At 60.9% G+C, this 15,457-nt stretch carries 22 protein-coding genes; 11 read left to right on the top strand and 11 right to left on the bottom strand.

The features are described from left to right. Window positions 1-1,113, top strand: coding sequence for an ABC transporter permease (locus PMI11_RS07835; RefSeq protein ID WP_007815292.1), 1,113 nt, complete (start codon window positions 1-3; stop codon window positions 1,111-1,113). 184 nt (window positions 1,114-1,297) lie between these two features. Continuing rightward, window positions 1,298-1,693 (top strand): DUF1236 domain-containing protein, encoded by a 396-nt coding sequence (locus PMI11_RS07830; protein ID WP_007815290.1) that lies wholly within the window; start codon window positions 1,298-1,300, stop codon window positions 1,691-1,693. Window positions 1,694-1,730: 37 nt separating this feature from the next. Here PMI11_RS07830 and PMI11_RS07825 read toward each other — a convergent pair whose 3' ends face one another. The 5 genes from PMI11_RS07825 to PMI11_RS07805 form a co-directional block, all read right to left on the bottom strand. Next, window positions 1,731-2,570 (bottom strand): aspartyl/asparaginyl beta-hydroxylase domain-containing protein, encoded by an 840-nt coding sequence (locus tag PMI11_RS07825; protein WP_007815288.1) that lies wholly within the window; start codon window positions 2,568-2,570, stop codon window positions 1,731-1,733. Window positions 2,571-2,748: 178 nt separating this feature from the next. After that, window positions 2,749-3,792 carry a Gfo/Idh/MocA family protein gene (locus PMI11_RS07820; protein WP_007815287.1) on the bottom strand — a complete coding sequence of 348 codons (1,044 nt, stop codon included), beginning with the start codon at window positions 3,790-3,792 and terminating at the stop codon, window positions 2,749-2,751. Window positions 3,793-3,801: 9 nt separating this feature from the next. Continuing rightward, on the bottom strand, window positions 3,802-4,587 hold the full coding sequence (locus PMI11_RS07815; protein ID WP_007815285.1) for a ThuA domain-containing protein: 786 nt from the start codon (window positions 4,585-4,587) through the stop codon (window positions 3,802-3,804). Between the two features lie 183 nt (window positions 4,588-4,770). Continuing rightward, the gene (locus tag PMI11_RS07810; RefSeq protein WP_007815282.1) at window positions 4,771-5,112 is read right to left on the bottom strand and encodes a DMT family transporter; all 342 of its coding nucleotides are present in this window, start codon (window positions 5,110-5,112) and stop codon (window positions 4,771-4,773) included. A 19-nt stretch (window positions 5,113-5,131) separates the two neighbouring features. Further along, window positions 5,132-5,695, bottom strand: coding sequence for a TetR/AcrR family transcriptional regulator (locus PMI11_RS07805; protein WP_007815280.1), 564 nt, complete (start codon window positions 5,693-5,695; stop codon window positions 5,132-5,134). 247 nt (window positions 5,696-5,942) lie between these two features. Between PMI11_RS07805 and PMI11_RS07800 the strand changes: the two genes are divergently transcribed. After that, window positions 5,943-6,344 carry a group II truncated hemoglobin gene (locus PMI11_RS07800; protein WP_007815278.1) on the top strand — a complete coding sequence of 134 codons (402 nt, stop codon included), beginning with the start codon at window positions 5,943-5,945 and terminating at the stop codon, window positions 6,342-6,344. 2 nt (window positions 6,345-6,346) lie between these two features. Next, window positions 6,347-6,718, top strand: a complete 372-nt coding sequence (locus tag PMI11_RS07795) for a DUF423 domain-containing protein (RefSeq protein ID WP_007815276.1) — start codon at window positions 6,347-6,349, stop codon at window positions 6,716-6,718. 3 nt (window positions 6,719-6,721) lie between these two features. On the opposite strand, the gene PMI11_RS07790 is transcribed toward PMI11_RS07795, so the two are convergent. The 6 genes from PMI11_RS07790 to PMI11_RS07765 form a co-directional block, all read right to left on the bottom strand. Continuing rightward, window positions 6,722-7,087, bottom strand: coding sequence for a bleomycin resistance protein (locus PMI11_RS07790; RefSeq protein WP_007815274.1), 366 nt, complete (start codon window positions 7,085-7,087; stop codon window positions 6,722-6,724). Further along, window positions 7,084-7,398 carry an antibiotic biosynthesis monooxygenase family protein gene (locus PMI11_RS07785; protein ID WP_007815272.1) on the bottom strand — a complete coding sequence of 105 codons (315 nt, stop codon included), beginning with the start codon at window positions 7,396-7,398 and terminating at the stop codon, window positions 7,084-7,086. Before PMI11_RS07785 ends, PMI11_RS07790 begins: the two co-directional genes overlap by 4 nt. A gap of 10 nt (window positions 7,399-7,408) precedes the next feature. Next, window positions 7,409-7,681 (bottom strand): hypothetical protein, encoded by a 273-nt coding sequence (locus PMI11_RS07780; RefSeq protein WP_007815270.1) that lies wholly within the window; start codon window positions 7,679-7,681, stop codon window positions 7,409-7,411. Next, window positions 7,678-8,085: a DUF2325 domain-containing protein gene (locus tag PMI11_RS07775; protein ID WP_007815267.1), complete on the bottom strand. Its 408-nt coding sequence runs from the start codon at window positions 8,083-8,085 to the stop codon at window positions 7,678-7,680. The genes PMI11_RS07780 and PMI11_RS07775 overlap by 4 nt, the downstream gene beginning before the upstream one ends. Window positions 8,086-8,193: 108 nt before the next feature. Continuing rightward, on the bottom strand, window positions 8,194-9,570 hold the full coding sequence (locus tag PMI11_RS07770; RefSeq protein WP_007815265.1) for an energy transducer TonB: 1,377 nt from the start codon (window positions 9,568-9,570) through the stop codon (window positions 8,194-8,196). A 55-nt stretch (window positions 9,571-9,625) separates the two neighbouring features. Beyond that, window positions 9,626-10,054: a hypothetical protein gene (locus tag PMI11_RS07765; RefSeq protein WP_037070899.1), complete on the bottom strand. Its 429-nt coding sequence runs from the start codon at window positions 10,052-10,054 to the stop codon at window positions 9,626-9,628. Between the two features lie 180 nt (window positions 10,055-10,234). On the opposite strand from PMI11_RS07765, the gene hemP reads away from it, so the two are divergent. The 7 genes from hemP to PMI11_RS07730 all read left to right on the top strand — a co-directional run bounded on the left by hemP (window position 10,235) and on the right by PMI11_RS07730 (window position 15,237). Next, window positions 10,235-10,420, top strand: coding sequence for a hemin uptake protein HemP (gene hemP, locus PMI11_RS07760; RefSeq protein ID WP_007815260.1), 186 nt, complete (start codon window positions 10,235-10,237; stop codon window positions 10,418-10,420). Window positions 10,421-10,440: 20 nt separating this feature from the next. Next, window positions 10,441-11,490 carry a hemin-degrading factor gene (locus tag PMI11_RS07755; protein WP_007815257.1) on the top strand — a complete coding sequence of 350 codons (1,050 nt, stop codon included), beginning with the start codon at window positions 10,441-10,443 and terminating at the stop codon, window positions 11,488-11,490. Between the two features lie 11 nt (window positions 11,491-11,501). Beyond that, on the top strand, window positions 11,502-12,431 hold the full coding sequence (locus tag PMI11_RS07750) for a heme/hemin ABC transporter substrate-binding protein (protein WP_007815254.1): 930 nt from the start codon (window positions 11,502-11,504) through the stop codon (window positions 12,429-12,431). A gap of 2 nt (window positions 12,432-12,433) precedes the next feature. Next, window positions 12,434-13,543, top strand: coding sequence for a FecCD family ABC transporter permease (locus PMI11_RS07745; RefSeq protein WP_007815252.1), 1,110 nt, complete (start codon window positions 12,434-12,436; stop codon window positions 13,541-13,543). Window positions 13,544-13,553: 10 nt separating this feature from the next. Then, complete coding sequence (locus PMI11_RS07740; protein WP_007815250.1) at window positions 13,554-14,348, top strand: heme ABC transporter ATP-binding protein; 795 nt, start codon at window positions 13,554-13,556, stop codon at window positions 14,346-14,348. A gap of 134 nt (window positions 14,349-14,482) precedes the next feature. Next, complete coding sequence (locus tag PMI11_RS07735) at window positions 14,483-14,827, top strand: DUF883 family protein (protein WP_007815248.1); 345 nt, start codon at window positions 14,483-14,485, stop codon at window positions 14,825-14,827. Between the two features lie 8 nt (window positions 14,828-14,835). Continuing rightward, on the top strand, window positions 14,836-15,237 hold the full coding sequence (locus PMI11_RS07730; RefSeq protein WP_007815246.1) for a hypothetical protein: 402 nt from the start codon (window positions 14,836-14,838) through the stop codon (window positions 15,235-15,237). Window positions 15,238-15,457 lie beyond the last annotated feature (220 nt).

Below are 15,457 nucleotides of genomic sequence, written 5' to 3'. Positions count from 1 at the left end.
ATGTGGTGGACCCGGCTGAAGGCCCTCATCGTCAAGGAACTGCTCGCCGTGATGCGCGACCCCAAGGGTCGCTTCGTGCTGATCGTGCCGCCCCTCATGCAGCTCCTCGTCTTTTCCTATGCGGCGACGCTTGAAGTGCGCAATGTCGATGTCATGGTGCTGAACCGCGACAGCGGCCATTGGGGGCAGGAACTGATCCAGCGCATCCAGGGCTCCCCGACCTTCCGGCGCATCGAGACCACCGATAACCAGACCGATATCCGCGAGGCGATCGACGGCCAGTCCGTCATTGCCGCAATAGAGATCGGCCCGGATTTCTCCCGCAACATCGAGGCCGGTATCCCCGCCGACCTGCAGATCATCCTCGATGGGCGCCGCTCCAACGCTTCCCAGATCGTCTCCGGCTATCTCACTCAAATCGGCATGACACTTTCGACTGAGACGCCGGCAGGTCGGCGCGCCATGGCGAAGACGGTCGCGACCGTGCCGCGCAACTGGTTCAACGCCAACCTCACCTACCAATGGTTCATGGTGCCGAACCTGATCGCCAGCATCGCCTTGCTCATCGGCCTCATCGTCACAGCGCTTTCCATTGCCCGCGAACGGGAACTCGGCACTTTCGACCAGCTGATGGTCTCGCCGCTGCGCGTCCATGAAATCCTGATCGGCAAGCTCATTCCGCCGATGATGATCGGCCTCTTCCACATGACGCTTTATGTGCTGGCGGCGATCTTCATCTTCGGCGTTCCCCTACGCGGCTCGCTCTTCCTGCTCTATGGCAGCTCGATCTTCTATCTGGGTTCGGTGGCAGGCCTCGGCCTCTTCATCTCGGCGCTCTCGATGACACAGCAGCAGGCGATCCTCGGAGCCTTCCTGTTCATGGTGCCGGCCATGCTGCTTTCGGGTTTCGCAACCCCGATCGAGAACATGCCGGACTGGCTGCAGCCCGTGACGATTGTCAATCCGCTGCGCTATTTCCTCATCATCGTCAAAGGCGTCTTCCTGAAGGATATTCCGGCCGCCGAGGTGCTGAACCAGACCATTCCGCTGGCGCTGATCGCCTGCGCGACACTTGGTGCTGCCGCCTGGCTGTTCCGCCGCAGGTTGGAATAGCACACCTCACACTATGTGACCTGCGCTTCCAAACCGTGACTCCGAAACGCTTCTCCGGCCGGAACATCGACAGGATGGGCTCGTTACCTCAGTGCAGACCAAAGCAATTCCAGCAGAAGCGTATAGCGGTTCTGCATCCGGAATTTGGCTTGAAAACAAAGACATAAAGCTAAGGAGAAGCAAAATGTACAAGGTCATTCTTGTATCGAGCGCGCTTGCGCTCTCGTCTCTGGCCACGCATGCGATGGCCGATGGAGCCGTGACGGGTGCTGCCGGCGGCGCAATCACCGGCGCCATTGTCGGCGGTCCCGTCGGCGCTGCAATTGGCGGCGTGGCAGGCGGTGTAGCCGGCGCTGTCGTCGATCCGCCGCCGCGCGAGGTCGTAACCTACGTCCAGCAGCAGCCGGCCCCGCCGTCAGCAGTGGTGGTGCAGCAGCCGATCGTGGTCGGCAAGCCGCTGCCCGCAGATGTTCAGGTGATCCCGGTGCCGGATAATCCGCGCTATGCCTATACCGTCATCAACGACCGCCATGTGATTGTCGAGCCGCAGACCCATCGTGTGGTTCAGGTGATCGAATAACAGGGACTGGCCCCGCTTGCTTCAGCGGGGCCTTTTTCTATGTACGGTTCCGCAGGGCTTCCGCCTGCGCATAGAACTTCTTTTCCCATTCCTTGTGATTATCGAGCCCTTCGCGAATGAACGGCGTGAAAATCGCAAGATTGAGCAGAGCCCAGTTGATCAGCCGCGCCGGGAATTTCAGCGGCTTCACGAAATCGATGAACAGAACGACACGCGTCTTGTCCGTGTGGTTCCAGGCTTCATGCTCATAGGCGTCGTCGAAGATCAGCGCCTTGCCTTCCTGCCAGTGGCAAATCTGGTCCTTGACGCGGATGGCGAGCTTATCGGTCGCATCAGGCACGATCATGCCGAGATGCAGGCGCAGCACGCCATTATAGGGGCCGCGATGGGCCGGCAGATGTTTGCCGGGCTCGAAGATCGAAAACATCGCCGTCTTCAGACCCGGGATATTCTGCACCGCCTTCCAGGTTTCCGGGCAGGCTTGGATATTCTGCTCCGACTTCACGCCGAAACCGACGAGGAAGAAGGTCTTCCAGCGATTGTCCTTGGAAATGGTCTGCACGTCGGTGGAGATTTCCTGGAAGCTCGGCAGCTCGCTCTGGCGCACCAGCACCCGGTCGAGTTCCGCGCGGATCTCAGGCCAGGCCTTCTCGACCTCCTGGGCCCAGGGGAAGGTGGCGTTGTCGTAAACAGGCGGATTGCCGAGCTTTGCGTATTTGAAGTTCAGGCCTTCGGCCCAGGCAACGATGCTCATGAAGAAGCGCGTTATGATGCTAGGGCGATTGAGGGAAGAGATCCCCGCAGTTTCGAAATCCTGCGTCTTGGGGGTGGGTGCTGATTTTTTGGGAAGGGGTGAATTGGAGATAACGTCAGTCATGGGCTTTCCATCGCAGACCAGGAAATTGCATGGCCTTCCGCGCAGGAGCCGACACGACATCACCGCGTTGACCATTTCCTACATATGGATAGTCCCGACGTCGTCTCAAGTGAAGGTTCAGCGGTCAAATGCCGCAGGGAACCGCCGCCAACAAGGGCGGCGGTTTCATTGAAAACAATCAGACTTTCAGCTCGCGGCGTTCGCGCTCGGTGACCATGGCAAGGTCGAGCACCTTCTGCAGGTTGGCCGCATGACGGAAGTTCGGGTCGTACTGGACGCCCGTTGCCACAGCTTCGGCAAAGCGCTGATAGTTGGTTGGAACCGGCGGCACGTCGACCGGCTTCCAGGTCGCAGTTTCGACATCGTCGCCGAGGCAGCCATGCAGCTCGGAGCCGCTTGGACGGTGGATGACCTCGAGGCTGCCCTTCTCGCCATAGATGCGCAGCTTCAGCTCGTTCAGATGCCCGGTCGCCCAGCGGCTGGCATGGATGACGCCGAGGGCGCCATTGGCGAAATCAACCGACATAGTGAAGCTGTCATTGGCATCGAGCATATATTCGCCGATCTGGCCGCCCGGCACTTTGTTGAAGGTCTTCAGCCGGGCGAAGACATGATCGATATCGGTCGCAGCGCCATAGGCCGCGAAGTCGAGGATATGAATGCCGACATCGCCGAGCACGCCGTTCGAACCGTGGCCGGTGGAAAGCCTCCACAGCCAGGTCGATTCCGTACGCCAATCGCCCCAGGCGCGGGATACCAGCCAGCTCTGGAGATAGGAGGCCTCCACATGCTTGATTGTTCCGAGCTCGCCTGACAGCACCATCTCGCGGGCGCGCTGCAGCGGTGCGACGTTGCGATAGGTGAGATTGACCATGTTGATGACGCCGGCGGTCTCAGCCGCTTCCGTCATCTCCAGCGCCTTGGGATAGTTTTCCGCCAGCGGCTTCTCACACAGCACATGCTTGCCGGCCGCGATCAGCGCCATGGTGGTCGGGTAATGGATTCGGTCAGGCGTGATATTCGTCGCCGCATCGAACTCGCCCCAGGCGATCGCCTCCTCCAGCGTCAGAAACCGCTTCTCGATATTGAACTTATCGGCGAATGCGGCAAGGCGGTCGGAATCCGTATCAACGGCGCCGACCACGGTCACGCCGTCCATATTCGCGAAATGGGCGAGCTGGTTTTTCGCCATCACGCCCGTACCAAGAACGAGTAGTCGCATGGATGCTCCTCAGCGGTAACCGGCTTCGCCGGCCTGGTGCAGTCTCGGGCCGCGTTCGACGATCCGCTCCAGTGCCTTCTCTACCGGCACATTTGGGGCGTCGGTGATACCAGTCAACGCACCCTCGGGGTTATAGGCCCATTTCACGCCGTTGATCAGCACCTTCTGCACGTTCGCATCGTGATAGGTCGGATAGGTTTCGTGGCCGGGGCGGAAATAGAAGATGTTGCCGGCCCCGCGCCGCCAGGTCAGGCCAGACCGGAAGACTTCGCCGCCCTGGAACCAGGAGATGAACACCGTTTCCAGTGGCTCCGGTACGGAGAACTGCTCGCCATACATTTCCTCGTTTTCAAGCTCGAAATGCTCGCCGATCCCGGCAGCGATCGGATGGCGCTGATTGATCGTCCACAGACGCTCGCGCTCACCCGCCTCGCGCCATTTCAGTGCACAGGGCGTGCCCATCAGCCGCTTGAAGATCTTGGAGAAATGGCCGGAATGCAGCACGAGCAGACCCATGCCTTCCCAGACCCGCTTGGCGACGCGCTCGACGACGACGTCAGAAACCGCGCCGTGATCCTTGTGACCCCACCAGGTCAGAACGTCGGTCTCGGCAAGCCGGGCTTCGCTGAGGCCATGTTCCGGTTCCTGCAGCGTTGCCGTGGTCGCGGAAATCGCCGGATCGGTGTTCAGCGCCTTGGCGATCGTAGTGTGCATGCCCTCGGGGTAAATGCCCCGGACGATCTCATTGGTTGTCTCATGGATGTTCTCTCCCCATACGACGGTGCGAATGGCCATGGCTATGCTCCTCTAGAACCTTTGGATTTTTGGCAAGCAGGAAGGTGGGATTCAAAGCGCTTTGGAAAGATGGCCAGCCAAAGCAGTCCCTCCTCCACGTCAGAGGAAGACATAGACCTTTGTCGGTATTTTGACAAAGAGGATTTTTCCCGGTTTCACGACCGGGAAAAATCCCTTGTCACATCAATGGGAAATGGACTTGGAAAACAGGTTGACGACGACGACGCCAGAGATGATCAGGCCGAGGCCGATGATGGCGGGCGTATCCAGCCGCTGCTTGAAAAAGATGAGGCCGACGGAGGAAATCAGCACGATTCCCAAAGCGCTCCAAATCGCATAGGCGATTCCAACAGGAATATGCTTCAGCGTCAGCGACAGGCAGTAGAAGGCAGCCCCATAGCAGGCGACGACAAGCACCGTCGGCCCGAGGCGGGTAAACTGCTGGGAGAGCTGAAGTGCTGTCGTGCCGATAACTTCAAGCACGATGGCTGCAACGAGCAGCCCATAGACGGCAGCCGGGTTCATGGCGGTATTCCTTCTTAATCTACTTGTGGGTCAGCTCGATGAGGCGGGCGATCAGCTCTCGCCTCAGAGCGCCACTGATATCATGGCTTTCCAACGTATCTGCGAACCACAGACCGTCGGCGGCAAAACGCACGATCAGAGTGTCGAGCGCCGAGTCGGTGCCGATATATTCCTCGGCTCTTGCCGCCACCCATTGGCGCCATCGGAGGCGCAGCCGGGGTTCGGCGAGAAGCGCGATCGTCACCTGCGTCCAGCTTCTGGAATCGTCGGGACGATCCTTCAGCCCGGACACCGCCTGCAGATAGGCCCGCGAGAAACGGCCCTGCGGCAGCGGATCGGCGCGCATCAGCTCGTCTATATCGGCGTCGAACTTCTCCAGCAGGCTCTCGAACAGGGCGTCCAGGAGCGCATTCTTCGTGGGGAAGTGATGCAGCAGTCCGCCCTTGCTGACGCCTGATGCAGCCGAGACCGCATCGAGCGTGACAGCGCTCATGCCACTCTCACCAGCAAGACGTGCGGCGACCTCCAGCAACTGCTGGCGCACGAGCACGGGTTGTTTCTTGCGATGATGAGCGTTCGACATGGATTTACAAAGATACCGTCCGGACGGTTTTGTCAAGAAGAATCGGCTGAGAACCCTGCCTCACAGGGATTATGCGCGAAATGACGCGCTGTTTTGATGACAGTTGCGATCCTTTTTGATCGGGTGCATCTAAAGCATCGGACCGAAAGGTGTGAAACGGTTTTCGGACAATCCGATGCTGGAACAAAAATCCAGAGTGGCGGAGGGAACGCCGGCGCTCTGGAGTGGGTATTAAAGGGATGGTTTCGTGCCGGAGCAGGCAACTTCACAGGTGACGACTTTGTATGAGGCGATCGGCGGCGATCCGGTCGTTCGGGCTTTGACGCATCGTTTCTACGAACTGATGGATACGTTGCCGGAGGCGAAAAACGTACGCGCCGTGCATCCACCAAGCCTCGAAGGCAGTGAAGAGAAATTCTACGAATACATGACCGGTTATCTCGGCGGTCCGCCGCTCTATACCGACAAGCGTGGCCATCCCCGTCTGCGCAGCCGTCATTTCGTTGCCGAGATCGGCCCCGTCGAACGCGACGAATGGCTGCTCTGCTTCCGCCGCGCCATGGATGAAACCATCGCCAGCCAGGCGCTGCGCGACCTCATCTGGGCGCCGGTCGAGCGCCTCGCCCATCACATGCAGAACAAGGAATAGTCATGAGCCTGAACGCGCGTCTGGAACCGGTGCTCTATCTCTTTGCCGGCCTGTTCGGCCTCGCAGGCGTGGCGCTGGCCGCCCTCGCCGCCCATGGCGGTGGTGACGCGCATCTGGCCACCTCGGCCTCTGCCATGTGCCTTGCTCACGCCCCTGCCCTGCTGGCACTGGCGCTGGGTGCCGGCAAAATCAAAAGCGCCTGGCTGGCCGGTTTGCTGATGATTGTGGGGACGTTGCTCTTTGCGGGCGATCTCGTCACCCTGCGCTTTACCGGCTCCAGCCTCTTTCCCTATGCCGCGCCGACGGGCGGCTGGGCCATGATGCTGGGCTGGCTGGCAGTTTCGGCGAGCGCCTTCTTCCGCGTCAAGAGTTAAACTCTACGGCTGCGGTATGCGGCCAAAGCGCAGGAGATTGCCGTGCGGATCATGGATATAGAATTCCTCCATGTTCCACGGCCGCACCTCCATATCCGACAGGCGTGAAACGCCCTTCGTACGGTATTCCGCATGAAGGGCGGCAATGCCGCCGCCGCGCAGGTAGACGGATGTCTTTTCCGGCAGGCTTCGATCATCCGTCAGCCAGAAATGCAGCTCCATCTCGCCGCGCCTGAGGATCAGATAATCCGGCGTCTGGTGCACGATTTTGGCAAAGCCGAGCTGATCGCGATAGAAGGCGAGCGTCTCTGCGATATCGAGCGACGGCAGGACCGGCAGGACTTCAATACGATCGGGATCGCCGCTCATATGCCGTCAACGACGTTGAAGCCTTCGAATACCGGCGGGCCCTCATACAGGCCCTTGTTGTCGCCTGCATTGCGATGTGCAGCGCGGAAATTCTCCGACTTCGTCCAGTTCAGAAAATCCTCTTCGCTGCGCCAGAGCGTGTGGGAAGAAAACAGCGTATAGCCCTCCTCCGCATTGGCCTTGCCGCGCAGCAGCCGAAACTCGACGAAGCCAGGAACTTCGGAAAGGCTGGAATCGCGATTACGCCAGACAGCCTCGAAATCACCCTCGGCGCCGGCGGCCACCTTGAAGCGGTTCATCGCGATATACATGGAAAACTCCTCACGCCTTTTTCTTGTCCGCCCGCTCCGCATAACGCGGAAAGGCGACGATATTATTGCCATCACCAGCGTCCGCGCCAATGGGTTTTGTAGCAGCTTCGCCGGGCATGCGCGCCTCCCAGGCGGGAAACAGTACCACATTGGGATAGCTGCGCTGGCGCGCAGCATTTTCCAGGAAAACCTCGTAAAGCTCCGGCACCAGGCCGTCGCCACCGTGAGCGGCGAGCTTATGCAGGCCGATCATTGTAAACCCGTCAGGGCGCCCATCATTCATCGGGAATTGTCTCGTTCGTTCATCGTCTGCAGCGCACGTTCCAGGCTGGACTTGCTGCCATTGCGTAGCGGGATGAAGGCCTTGCTGAACTTCTTGCAGCCGGTCTTCACACGCAGGCAGGCATCGTGGCTGATACAGTCGATGGGGCAGAAGACGCAGTCGACCGAGGGAAGCAACGTATCGATGCGGGAAACGGCTTCGCGAAGACCGCCATCATGGTGGATGAGCTCGGCGCCGAAATTGCTGGCGATCTGGCGAAGATGCGCCACCTGGCAATCACGACCGCCAACATAGAGGAAACTGCGGCCATCCAGCTTGGAGCGGCCCGAGGAGATCTCTTTCGTCTCCTGATCGGCCTGAACACGGATCTCCCGGTTCGCCCCCTTCTTCGCCTTTCGAGCCATTTACCACCCGTTCGCTCGTTGATCGTCACACGATTCCTGCGTGTGCGAACGGACCTTATTAAACTTGATTTTTAGAGTAAAGTATAAAGTTGATTATTTTTATCATATTTAATTCCTGCCGACCTGAATTTCCTGCTTGAAACTCACGGACTGCCCTCCCGGCGGCGGGCTGAAAGGCGATGCGCGCCGCACAGCCTCGGTAGCCGCCTGATCGATCTCCGGAACGCCCGAACTTCTATAAATGACGGCAGAGACAAGATTACCGCTACCGCCGATGGTCAACGTCACTCCCGCCGTCCCATCGACGCCGCGAGGCTCGCGAAGCGCACGCCGGATGCGGGCGCGAACCTTTCCCCCGTAATTGGCGCGAGCGGCTGTGCCGACCCCGTTATTGTTGCTGGCAGCTTGCGAATTACGGTCGGACTGGGCTGACGGATCGCCTTCAGCAACACCGCGCTGAGAATTCTGCTGCTGCTCGCCTTCCCTGCCTGCCGCCTTCTGCGGCGGACGCTTCTTCTCGACCGGCTTAGGCTTTTCCTGCGTTTCCGCTTTGGGCTTCGGCGTCGGCGTGACAACCTCCTCGGGCTGCTCCGGCTCCGGCTGTACTTCGGCGGTTTCGACGGGCTTGACCTCTTGCGGCGTCTCCGCGACTTCCGGCCGAGTCTCTGCAGGCTGCACTTCGGTCGGCTGGACCGCAGTCTGCTGTACTTCGGTGGGCAGCACCTCAGGCGGGACCGTATCGACCGGCACCTGCTGCTGTTCGGGAACGACCGTCGACATCGGTTGCGCGACAGACTCTTCCGCCGGCACTTCGGACACCAGAATCTCGGGCTCGACAGCCGCAGCCGTCTCAGGCGAAACACGCGTCACTTCCGGCGTCGGCGCCTGCTGGATGGGATCCTGCGTCTCGACAGGCACGACCTCGGTCGGCTGCACGGCTTCCGGCTGAACCTCCGCCGTCTCCGTCGGCTGGATCGTGTCGGGCTGCACCTCTTCCGGAATGATTTCCTGCTGCACAGTCGTTTCCGTTTCGCCGGCCGCCGTCTGGTCGACGTCGGAATCGCCATACATGACGACGCTCATCGCCTGGCCGGCTTCTTCAATCGCCTCCTCGGGCGCCTTGGGAAAGGCAACGATCAGCGCGACCGCCAGTGCCGCGTGAAAGATCAGCGAGCAGATGCAGGTGACCGTCAGCCGGCGCCGTACCGGTGCCTTCTCGTCTTCCTGCTTCTCTACCGTCGCATCCATCGGCGGCGGTGTGACGGAAGATGCCGCTGTGGTTTCCGGATGATCCGGGAAAGACGAGATCTGCGCGAAACGCGCATAATGGATGACCTGTTCGCCGGCCGGCTGGCGCTGCGCATTGCGCAGATCGGAAAGCTCGTGGCCAGGATGCATGCCAGGAGTGTTGTCGTTCAGGCTCTCGTCAGCGCTCGCCTCCTCGATGAGCACCTGTCTCGATCTGGACTTCGCTGAAATTGCCATTTGACGCCTCGGACAGCCTGGAACATGCGCGCCGGGCTTCATCCCGGCTTTCGTCTTAACCTTCGAAAGGAACTGTTATCTGCGAACGGGTCACGAGACCCTTCATGCATTCGCCGGCTGCCGGGCCGTCGCAGACCGGTGTGTCGTTGATGAGGATGCGCGTGACCGTCTCGCACTTGACGTTCGGCATATCGAACTGGCGCACGCGCTTCTTGCCCTGCGGCAGATCGCGGAAATCGAGCACGGTGATACGGTCGACGGCATTCCTGTCGTTGAAGAAGGCGAGTTCGAAGGAGATCTTGTTGATCGGTGTCTGCAGATTGTTCTCGGCAACGAAGGTCATCATGCAGCCCTTCTGCGAAGGTGCCAGCGCATTGAGCTCGACATCGAGCTTGGCGGCGGCCGCATCCTGCGCATAGGCCTGTGCCACGCCCGACACCGAAAACAGCACACTAGCCCCAAACGCAGCAAACCGACCCGTCATCATCGCCTCTCCATAAGCAAATTGACCGCCGTCCAGCGGCTTCAAAACAGCAGGATCAAAAACTCGACTGCTTTTGTCTTCAATTATTGCGTCTTTAAAAAACTATGAGTATGAGAGTCAAGTTAATTGTAACCGGAACCGGGGCCTTCACCCCCGCAATCACGGAATAAGCCAACCGAAATGATGGTTGAAAAGCCAGATACCTTTAAGCTCGCACCGCCGCGGAACGGACCTGCGGTGGCCGAGATCCGCGTTCTCGAAAGCGGCGATCTTTTTGCCGGCTCAAACGAGATCATGATTCGGCACGACGGCGTGATCTACCGCCTGAAGATCACCCGTCAGGGCAAACTCATTCTCAACAAATAAGCTCAATAGCAGGGTAGAACATGACCGAGCAGACCAGACCGGCACCATCCGAAATCCGCGCATTCCGCGCTGAAAATCCGAAGATGCGCGAGCGCGATATCGCCGCGCAGCTCAAGATCTCCGAGGCGGCCCTCGTCGCCGCCGAAGTCGGCGTCAGTGCTATCAGAATCGATGCCAGCGCCGTCAAGCTGCTCGAACGTGTCGCCGATCTCGGTGAAGTCATGGCCCTGTCGCGCAACGAAAGCGCCGTACACGAGAAGATCGGTGTCTACGAAAACATCAAGGTCGGCGAGCACAACGCCATCGTACTCGGCGAAAACATCGATCTGCGCGTCTTTCCAAGCCGCTGGGTCCACGCCTTTGCCGTCACCAAGAAGGACGGCGACACCGAGCGCCTCAGCCTCCAGTATTTCGACAAGACGGGCAACGCCGTCCACAAGATCCACCTGCGCCCGGCATCCAATGTCGAGGCCTACCATCGCATCGTCGCCGAGCTGAAGCTCGATGACCAGGGCCAGGAACTCGTCGAAGCGGAGGCTTCCCCGGATGTTGGCGAAGACGGCGATGTCAGCCGCGAAGAGCTGCGCGACAACTGGAGCAAGATGACCGACACGCATGAATTCTTCGGCATGCTGAAGCGCCTGAAGATCGGCCGCCAGGCCGCCGTGCGCACGGTTGGCGACGACTATGCCTGGAAGCTCGAAAATACGGCGACGGCAGAGATGATGCATGCCTCCGTCAAATCAGGCCTGCCGATCATGTGCTTCGTCGCCAATAACGGCATCGTGCAGATCCATTCCGGCCCGATCTTCAACGTCCAGCCGATGGGTCCGTGGATCAACATCCTCGACGAAACCTTCCACCTACACCTGCGCCAGGACCACATTGCCGAGACCTGGGCCGTGCGCAAGCCGACCAAGGACGGCCACGTCACCTCGCTCGAAGCCTATGACGCCAACGGCAACATGATCATCCAGTTCTTCGGCAAGCGGAAGGACGGCTCCGACGAGAATGCCGGATGGCGTGACATCATGGAAAACCTGCCGCGGGCCACAAGCGTCGCCGCATAAGGATCGCAACGATGAAGATGCTTAGAAACCTGCGCCGGATCCGCCTCTGGGAGCTGGCCCTGACGGCGGCCGTCATGGCCCTGCCACTGATCCCGGCAGCACCAGCCGGCGAGAACTATGCTTTCGTCCGCGCCGCGCACGCTGAGGAAAAGAAGCTCGACACCTCGCGGCTGGTTTCGGTCGGCGGCGACGTCACCGAGATCATCTACGCGCTTGGAGAAGAAAACAGGCTGATCGCCCGCGATACCACGAGCATGTTTCCCGAAGCCGCCCTGAAGCTGCCTGATGTCGGCTACATGCGCGCCCTTTCGCCGGAAGGCATTCTTGCCATGAACCCGACGGCGATCATCGCCGTCGAGGGCTCCGGACCGCAGGAAGCGCTGAACGTCCTGAAGAATGCCAGCGTGCCCTTCGAAACCGTTCCGAATGCCTATACGCGCGACGGTATCATCGCCAAGATTGATCGCGTCGGTACGCTGCTGAACGTGCCGGACAAGGCGAAGGCGCTTAAGGAAAAGGTCGGCGCCGACATCGATGCCGCCGTCGCCGATGCTGAAAAGCGCCCCGAGGCCGAGCGCAAGCGCGTTCTCTTCATCCTCAGCGCCCAGAACGGCCGTATCATGGCGTCGGGCACCGGCACCGCCGCAGACGGCGTCATCAAGCTTGCCGGCGCCATCAATGCGGTCGGCGAATTCCCGGGCTACAAGCCGCTCACCGACGAGGCGATCATCAGCGCCAAGCCGGACGTGATCCTGATGATGAACCGCGGCGATGGTGCCGGCACCAAAAACGAGGATCTGCTGGCACAGCCCTCGATCGCGCTGACGCCGGCCGGCGAGAAGAAGGCGATCATCCGCATGGATGGCCTGCATCTCCTGGGCTTCGGTCCGCGCACGGCAAGTGCTGTTCGCGAACTCAACGCGGCGATCTACGGGGGCTGACGATGGCCGTTTCGGAAGCCATGATGGAAAACAGGCGATCCTTCTCGGCGGCATTCCGCAGACCCCGGCAGGCGGGCGACAGAACCGAGCTCGCTCTGCTGGGCATCGCCTTCCTTGTCGTGGCTTCCGTCTTCGCCCTGCTCTTCTCCATCACGACGGGGGCGTCGGACGCCTCCATCCTCGATGTCATCAGAAACATGGCGGGCTCCGAAACGGCGCTCAGCGCCCGTGATCGGATCATCATCTTCGATATCCGCCTGCCCCGCGCCATCCTTGGCTTCCTGATCGGCGGATCGCTCGCCGTCTCCGGCGCCGTCATGCAGGGCCTGTTCCGCAACCCGCTGGCCGACCCCGGCCTTGTCGGCGTCTCCTCGGGCGCAGGCCTTGGCGCCGTCGTGATGATCGTGCTCGGCGGCACCATCGCCGCTCCATTTTATCTGGCGCTCGGCATCTATGCCCTGCCGCTTGCCGCCTTCGGCGGCGGTCTCGCCACCACGCTGCTGCTCTACCGGGTCGCCACCAGCAATGGCCAGACTTCGGTCGCCACCATGCTGCTTGCCGGCATCGCGCTCGGAGCCTTGGCTGGGGCGCTGACAGGCGTGCTGATCTACATGGCGAACGACCAGCAGCTGCGTGACCTCACCTTCTGGGGCATGGGCTCGCTTGCCGGCGCAACCTGGGTCAAGATATCAGCAGCCGGCCCTATCATCCTTCTGTCCTTCATTGCCCTGCCCTTCATGGCACGCGGCCTGAACGCAATCACACTCGGCGAGGCCGCGGCTTTCCACATGGGCGTGCCGGTCCAGCGGCTGAAGAATATCGCCATCGTCACCGTTGCGGCTGCAACCGGCGCTTCGGTTGCCGTCAGCGGCGGCATCGGCTTCGTCGGCATCGTCGTGCCGCATATCTTGCGTATGGTGATCGGCCCCGACCATCGCTTCCTCCTGCCGGCCTCGGCCCTGCTTGGCGGCTCGCTGCTGATCTTTGCCGACGTGCTCGCCCGCACCATCGTCGCCCCGGCCGAACTGCCGATCGGCATCATCACGGCAGCGGTCGGCGGCCCCTTCTTCCTCTGGATCCTGCTGCGGCAGCGCTCGCGCCTCGCCCTTTGAGTTTCCTACAATGATCGAAGTTTCCGGCGTCAGCGTGCGCCTCTCCGGCAAGATCATCGTGCGCGACGTCGCCTTCACTGCGAAGGCGGGCGAATTGACCGCCATTGCCGGCCCGAACGGCTCCGGCAAGACGACGACGATGAAAGCCGTTTCCGGCGAGCTTGCCTATGAAGGTTCCGTGCGCCTCAACGGCGAAGAGGTGCGCGCACTGAAGCCGTGGCAGCTTGCCTCCATTCGCGGGGTCCTGCCACAGGCAAGCAGCATCTCCTTTCCCTTCACCGTGCGTGAAATCGTCCGCATGGGTCTGACCTCCGGCCTCAACCTTCACGCCGATCAGGCCGATGAGACGGCCGCAAAGGCGCTAGCCGCCGTCGATCTCACCGGCTTCGAAGGGCGCTTCTACCAGGAGCTCTCGGGCGGCGAGCAGCAGCGCGTTCAGCTTGCCCGCGTGCTCTGCCAGATCGCCGAGCCGGTCGTTGACGGCAAACCCTGCTGGCTGCTGCTCGACGAGCCGGTCTCCAGTCTCGACATCAGCCACCAGCTGACGATCATGACGCTGGCGCGAAATTTCTGCGAGCGCGGCGGCGGGGTGATCGCTGTCATGCACGATCTCAACCTGACGGCCCTCTTCGCCGACAGGATCGTATTGATGAAATCCGGCCGGCTGGCAGCCGCTGGCAATGTGCGTGAGGTACTGACGGACGAAACCATGCAATCCGTCTTCGGCTGCCCGTTGCGCGTCAATCAGGTGCCAGTCGACGGCACGCCCTTCGTGCTTGCGCACAGCGCGCTTCCCGCCAACTGAGGAACCTTTCCACCCCAAATGCGTTGTCCGCAATGATTTGGGTCAAAGCCGGGCGCTCTCCTCCGTGCCATTGATGGCGCTGACCCTGTGTGAAACCGGGCGGTGCTTGTCCGCGCCCAGCTATGGAGACAGTCATGGCCTATTCGTTATTCCAATCCAGCCGCAGCCGCCGCAACGGCGCTCTCCACAATCTCGAAGCCAGTGTCGAAGATCAGATCGAAGCCCTGCGCGAAGAGCTCGCCGAATTGACGCAGGTTCTCGGCAAGACCTCGCGCCGTCAGGGCGAGAAACTGCGCTCGCATGCATCCGCAAGCTACGAGGACATCCTCGGCCGCAGCGAGGATCTGCTGAACGAACTGCAGCAGAGTTACCTGCGCGGCGCAAGCGAAGTACGCAATACGGTCCGCCGTCACCCGCTGGCAACAGTCGGTGCCGCTGCCGCCTTCGGCCTACTTATCGCCATGCTCGCCCGCCGCTAGGAGGCTCGATGCTCTACCCGATCCTGAGCCTGCTCGTAGGCACCAGCGTTCACCGCACAGTGGAACGCACCAAGCGCAACGGCATCTTCATCGCCGTTGCGTTGCTTTTTCTGCTGACCGCCTATGCGCTTGGCGTGACCGCTGGGGCGATCTGGCTGGCAGGCATCTATGGGCCGATCGGCGCCTCGCTTTTCCTGGCGGCCTGCGCATTGCTGATCGCGATCATCGTCTTCGTTATCATGGCTATCATGAATCGCCAGGAAGCCCGCCGCGCCCGCGAACGTCGCGCCGCACTTGAATCCCTGGCAACCGTCGGCATCGGCCTGGTCCGGTCCCAACCGCTATTGACTGCGGGCATAGTGGCCGCTCTTGTCGCCGCCAATCTCGTGGGTTCGAAGCGGGACGACTGACGTTCCGCAGCACCTCTTCACTTTCCCGACAGTGCTTTTGTCGCAAATATATCCCGCGCCCAAATCCTTGGGCGCGGGATACTGGATTCGAGCGAGTGATCGCACCGACGCTGCGGTGGCCCGGTTTTCGGCGACGAGCTCAGGCAGATGCACCCGGACGCCAAATAAAAAGCCGGCGCCCCGTAGGGCAACCGGCCTTCCTTCCTCCCACGGAAACACG

It is taken from the genome of Rhizobium sp. CF142 (assembly GCF_000281145.1).
Classification (GTDB): domain Bacteria; phylum Pseudomonadota; class Alphaproteobacteria; order Rhizobiales; family Rhizobiaceae; genus Rhizobium.
The sequence above is the reverse complement of the archived record's forward strand: the minus strand, read 5'-3'. Positions and strand labels throughout refer to the sequence as shown.

Coding starts and splice junctions, on each gene's coding strand:
- PMI11_RS07835 (WP_007815292.1), top strand. CDS start 1: ATGTGGTGGACCCGGCTGAAGGCCCTCATCGTCAAGGAACTGCTCGCC.
- PMI11_RS07830 (WP_007815290.1), top strand. CDS start 1,298: ATGTACAAGGTCATTCTTGTATCGAGCGCGCTTGCGCTCTCGTCTCTG.
- PMI11_RS07825 (WP_007815288.1), bottom strand. CDS start 2,570: ATGACTGACGTTATCTCCAATTCACCCCTTCCCAAAAAATCAGCACCC.
- PMI11_RS07820 (WP_007815287.1), bottom strand. CDS start 3,792: ATGCGACTACTCGTTCTTGGTACGGGCGTGATGGCGAAAAACCAGCTC.
- PMI11_RS07815 (WP_007815285.1), bottom strand. CDS start 4,587: ATGGCCATTCGCACCGTCGTATGGGGAGAGAACATCCATGAGACAACC.
- PMI11_RS07810 (WP_007815282.1), bottom strand. CDS start 5,112: ATGAACCCGGCTGCCGTCTATGGGCTGCTCGTTGCAGCCATCGTGCTT.
- PMI11_RS07805 (WP_007815280.1), bottom strand. CDS start 5,695: ATGTCGAACGCTCATCATCGCAAGAAACAACCCGTGCTCGTGCGCCAG.
- PMI11_RS07795 (WP_007815276.1), top strand. CDS start 6,347: ATGAGCCTGAACGCGCGTCTGGAACCGGTGCTCTATCTCTTTGCCGGC.
- PMI11_RS07790 (WP_007815274.1), bottom strand. CDS start 7,087: ATGAGCGGCGATCCCGATCGTATTGAAGTCCTGCCGGTCCTGCCGTCG.
- PMI11_RS07785 (WP_007815272.1), bottom strand. CDS start 7,398: ATGTATATCGCGATGAACCGCTTCAAGGTGGCCGCCGGCGCCGAGGGT.
- PMI11_RS07780 (WP_007815270.1), bottom strand. CDS start 7,681: ATGAATGATGGGCGCCCTGACGGGTTTACAATGATCGGCCTGCATAAG.
- PMI11_RS07775 (WP_007815267.1), bottom strand. CDS start 8,085: ATGGCTCGAAAGGCGAAGAAGGGGGCGAACCGGGAGATCCGTGTTCAG.
- PMI11_RS07770 (WP_007815265.1), bottom strand. CDS start 9,570: ATGGCAATTTCAGCGAAGTCCAGATCGAGACAGGTGCTCATCGAGGAG.
- PMI11_RS07765 (WP_037070899.1), bottom strand. CDS start 10,054: ATGACGGGTCGGTTTGCTGCGTTTGGGGCTAGTGTGCTGTTTTCGGTG.
- hemP (WP_007815260.1), top strand. CDS start 10,235: ATGATGGTTGAAAAGCCAGATACCTTTAAGCTCGCACCGCCGCGGAAC.
- PMI11_RS07755 (WP_007815257.1), top strand. CDS start 10,441: ATGACCGAGCAGACCAGACCGGCACCATCCGAAATCCGCGCATTCCGC.
- PMI11_RS07750 (WP_007815254.1), top strand. CDS start 11,502: ATGAAGATGCTTAGAAACCTGCGCCGGATCCGCCTCTGGGAGCTGGCC.
- PMI11_RS07745 (WP_007815252.1), top strand. CDS start 12,434: ATGGCCGTTTCGGAAGCCATGATGGAAAACAGGCGATCCTTCTCGGCG.
- PMI11_RS07740 (WP_007815250.1), top strand. CDS start 13,554: ATGATCGAAGTTTCCGGCGTCAGCGTGCGCCTCTCCGGCAAGATCATC.
- PMI11_RS07735 (WP_007815248.1), top strand. CDS start 14,483: ATGGCCTATTCGTTATTCCAATCCAGCCGCAGCCGCCGCAACGGCGCT.
- PMI11_RS07730 (WP_007815246.1), top strand. CDS start 14,836: ATGCTCTACCCGATCCTGAGCCTGCTCGTAGGCACCAGCGTTCACCGC.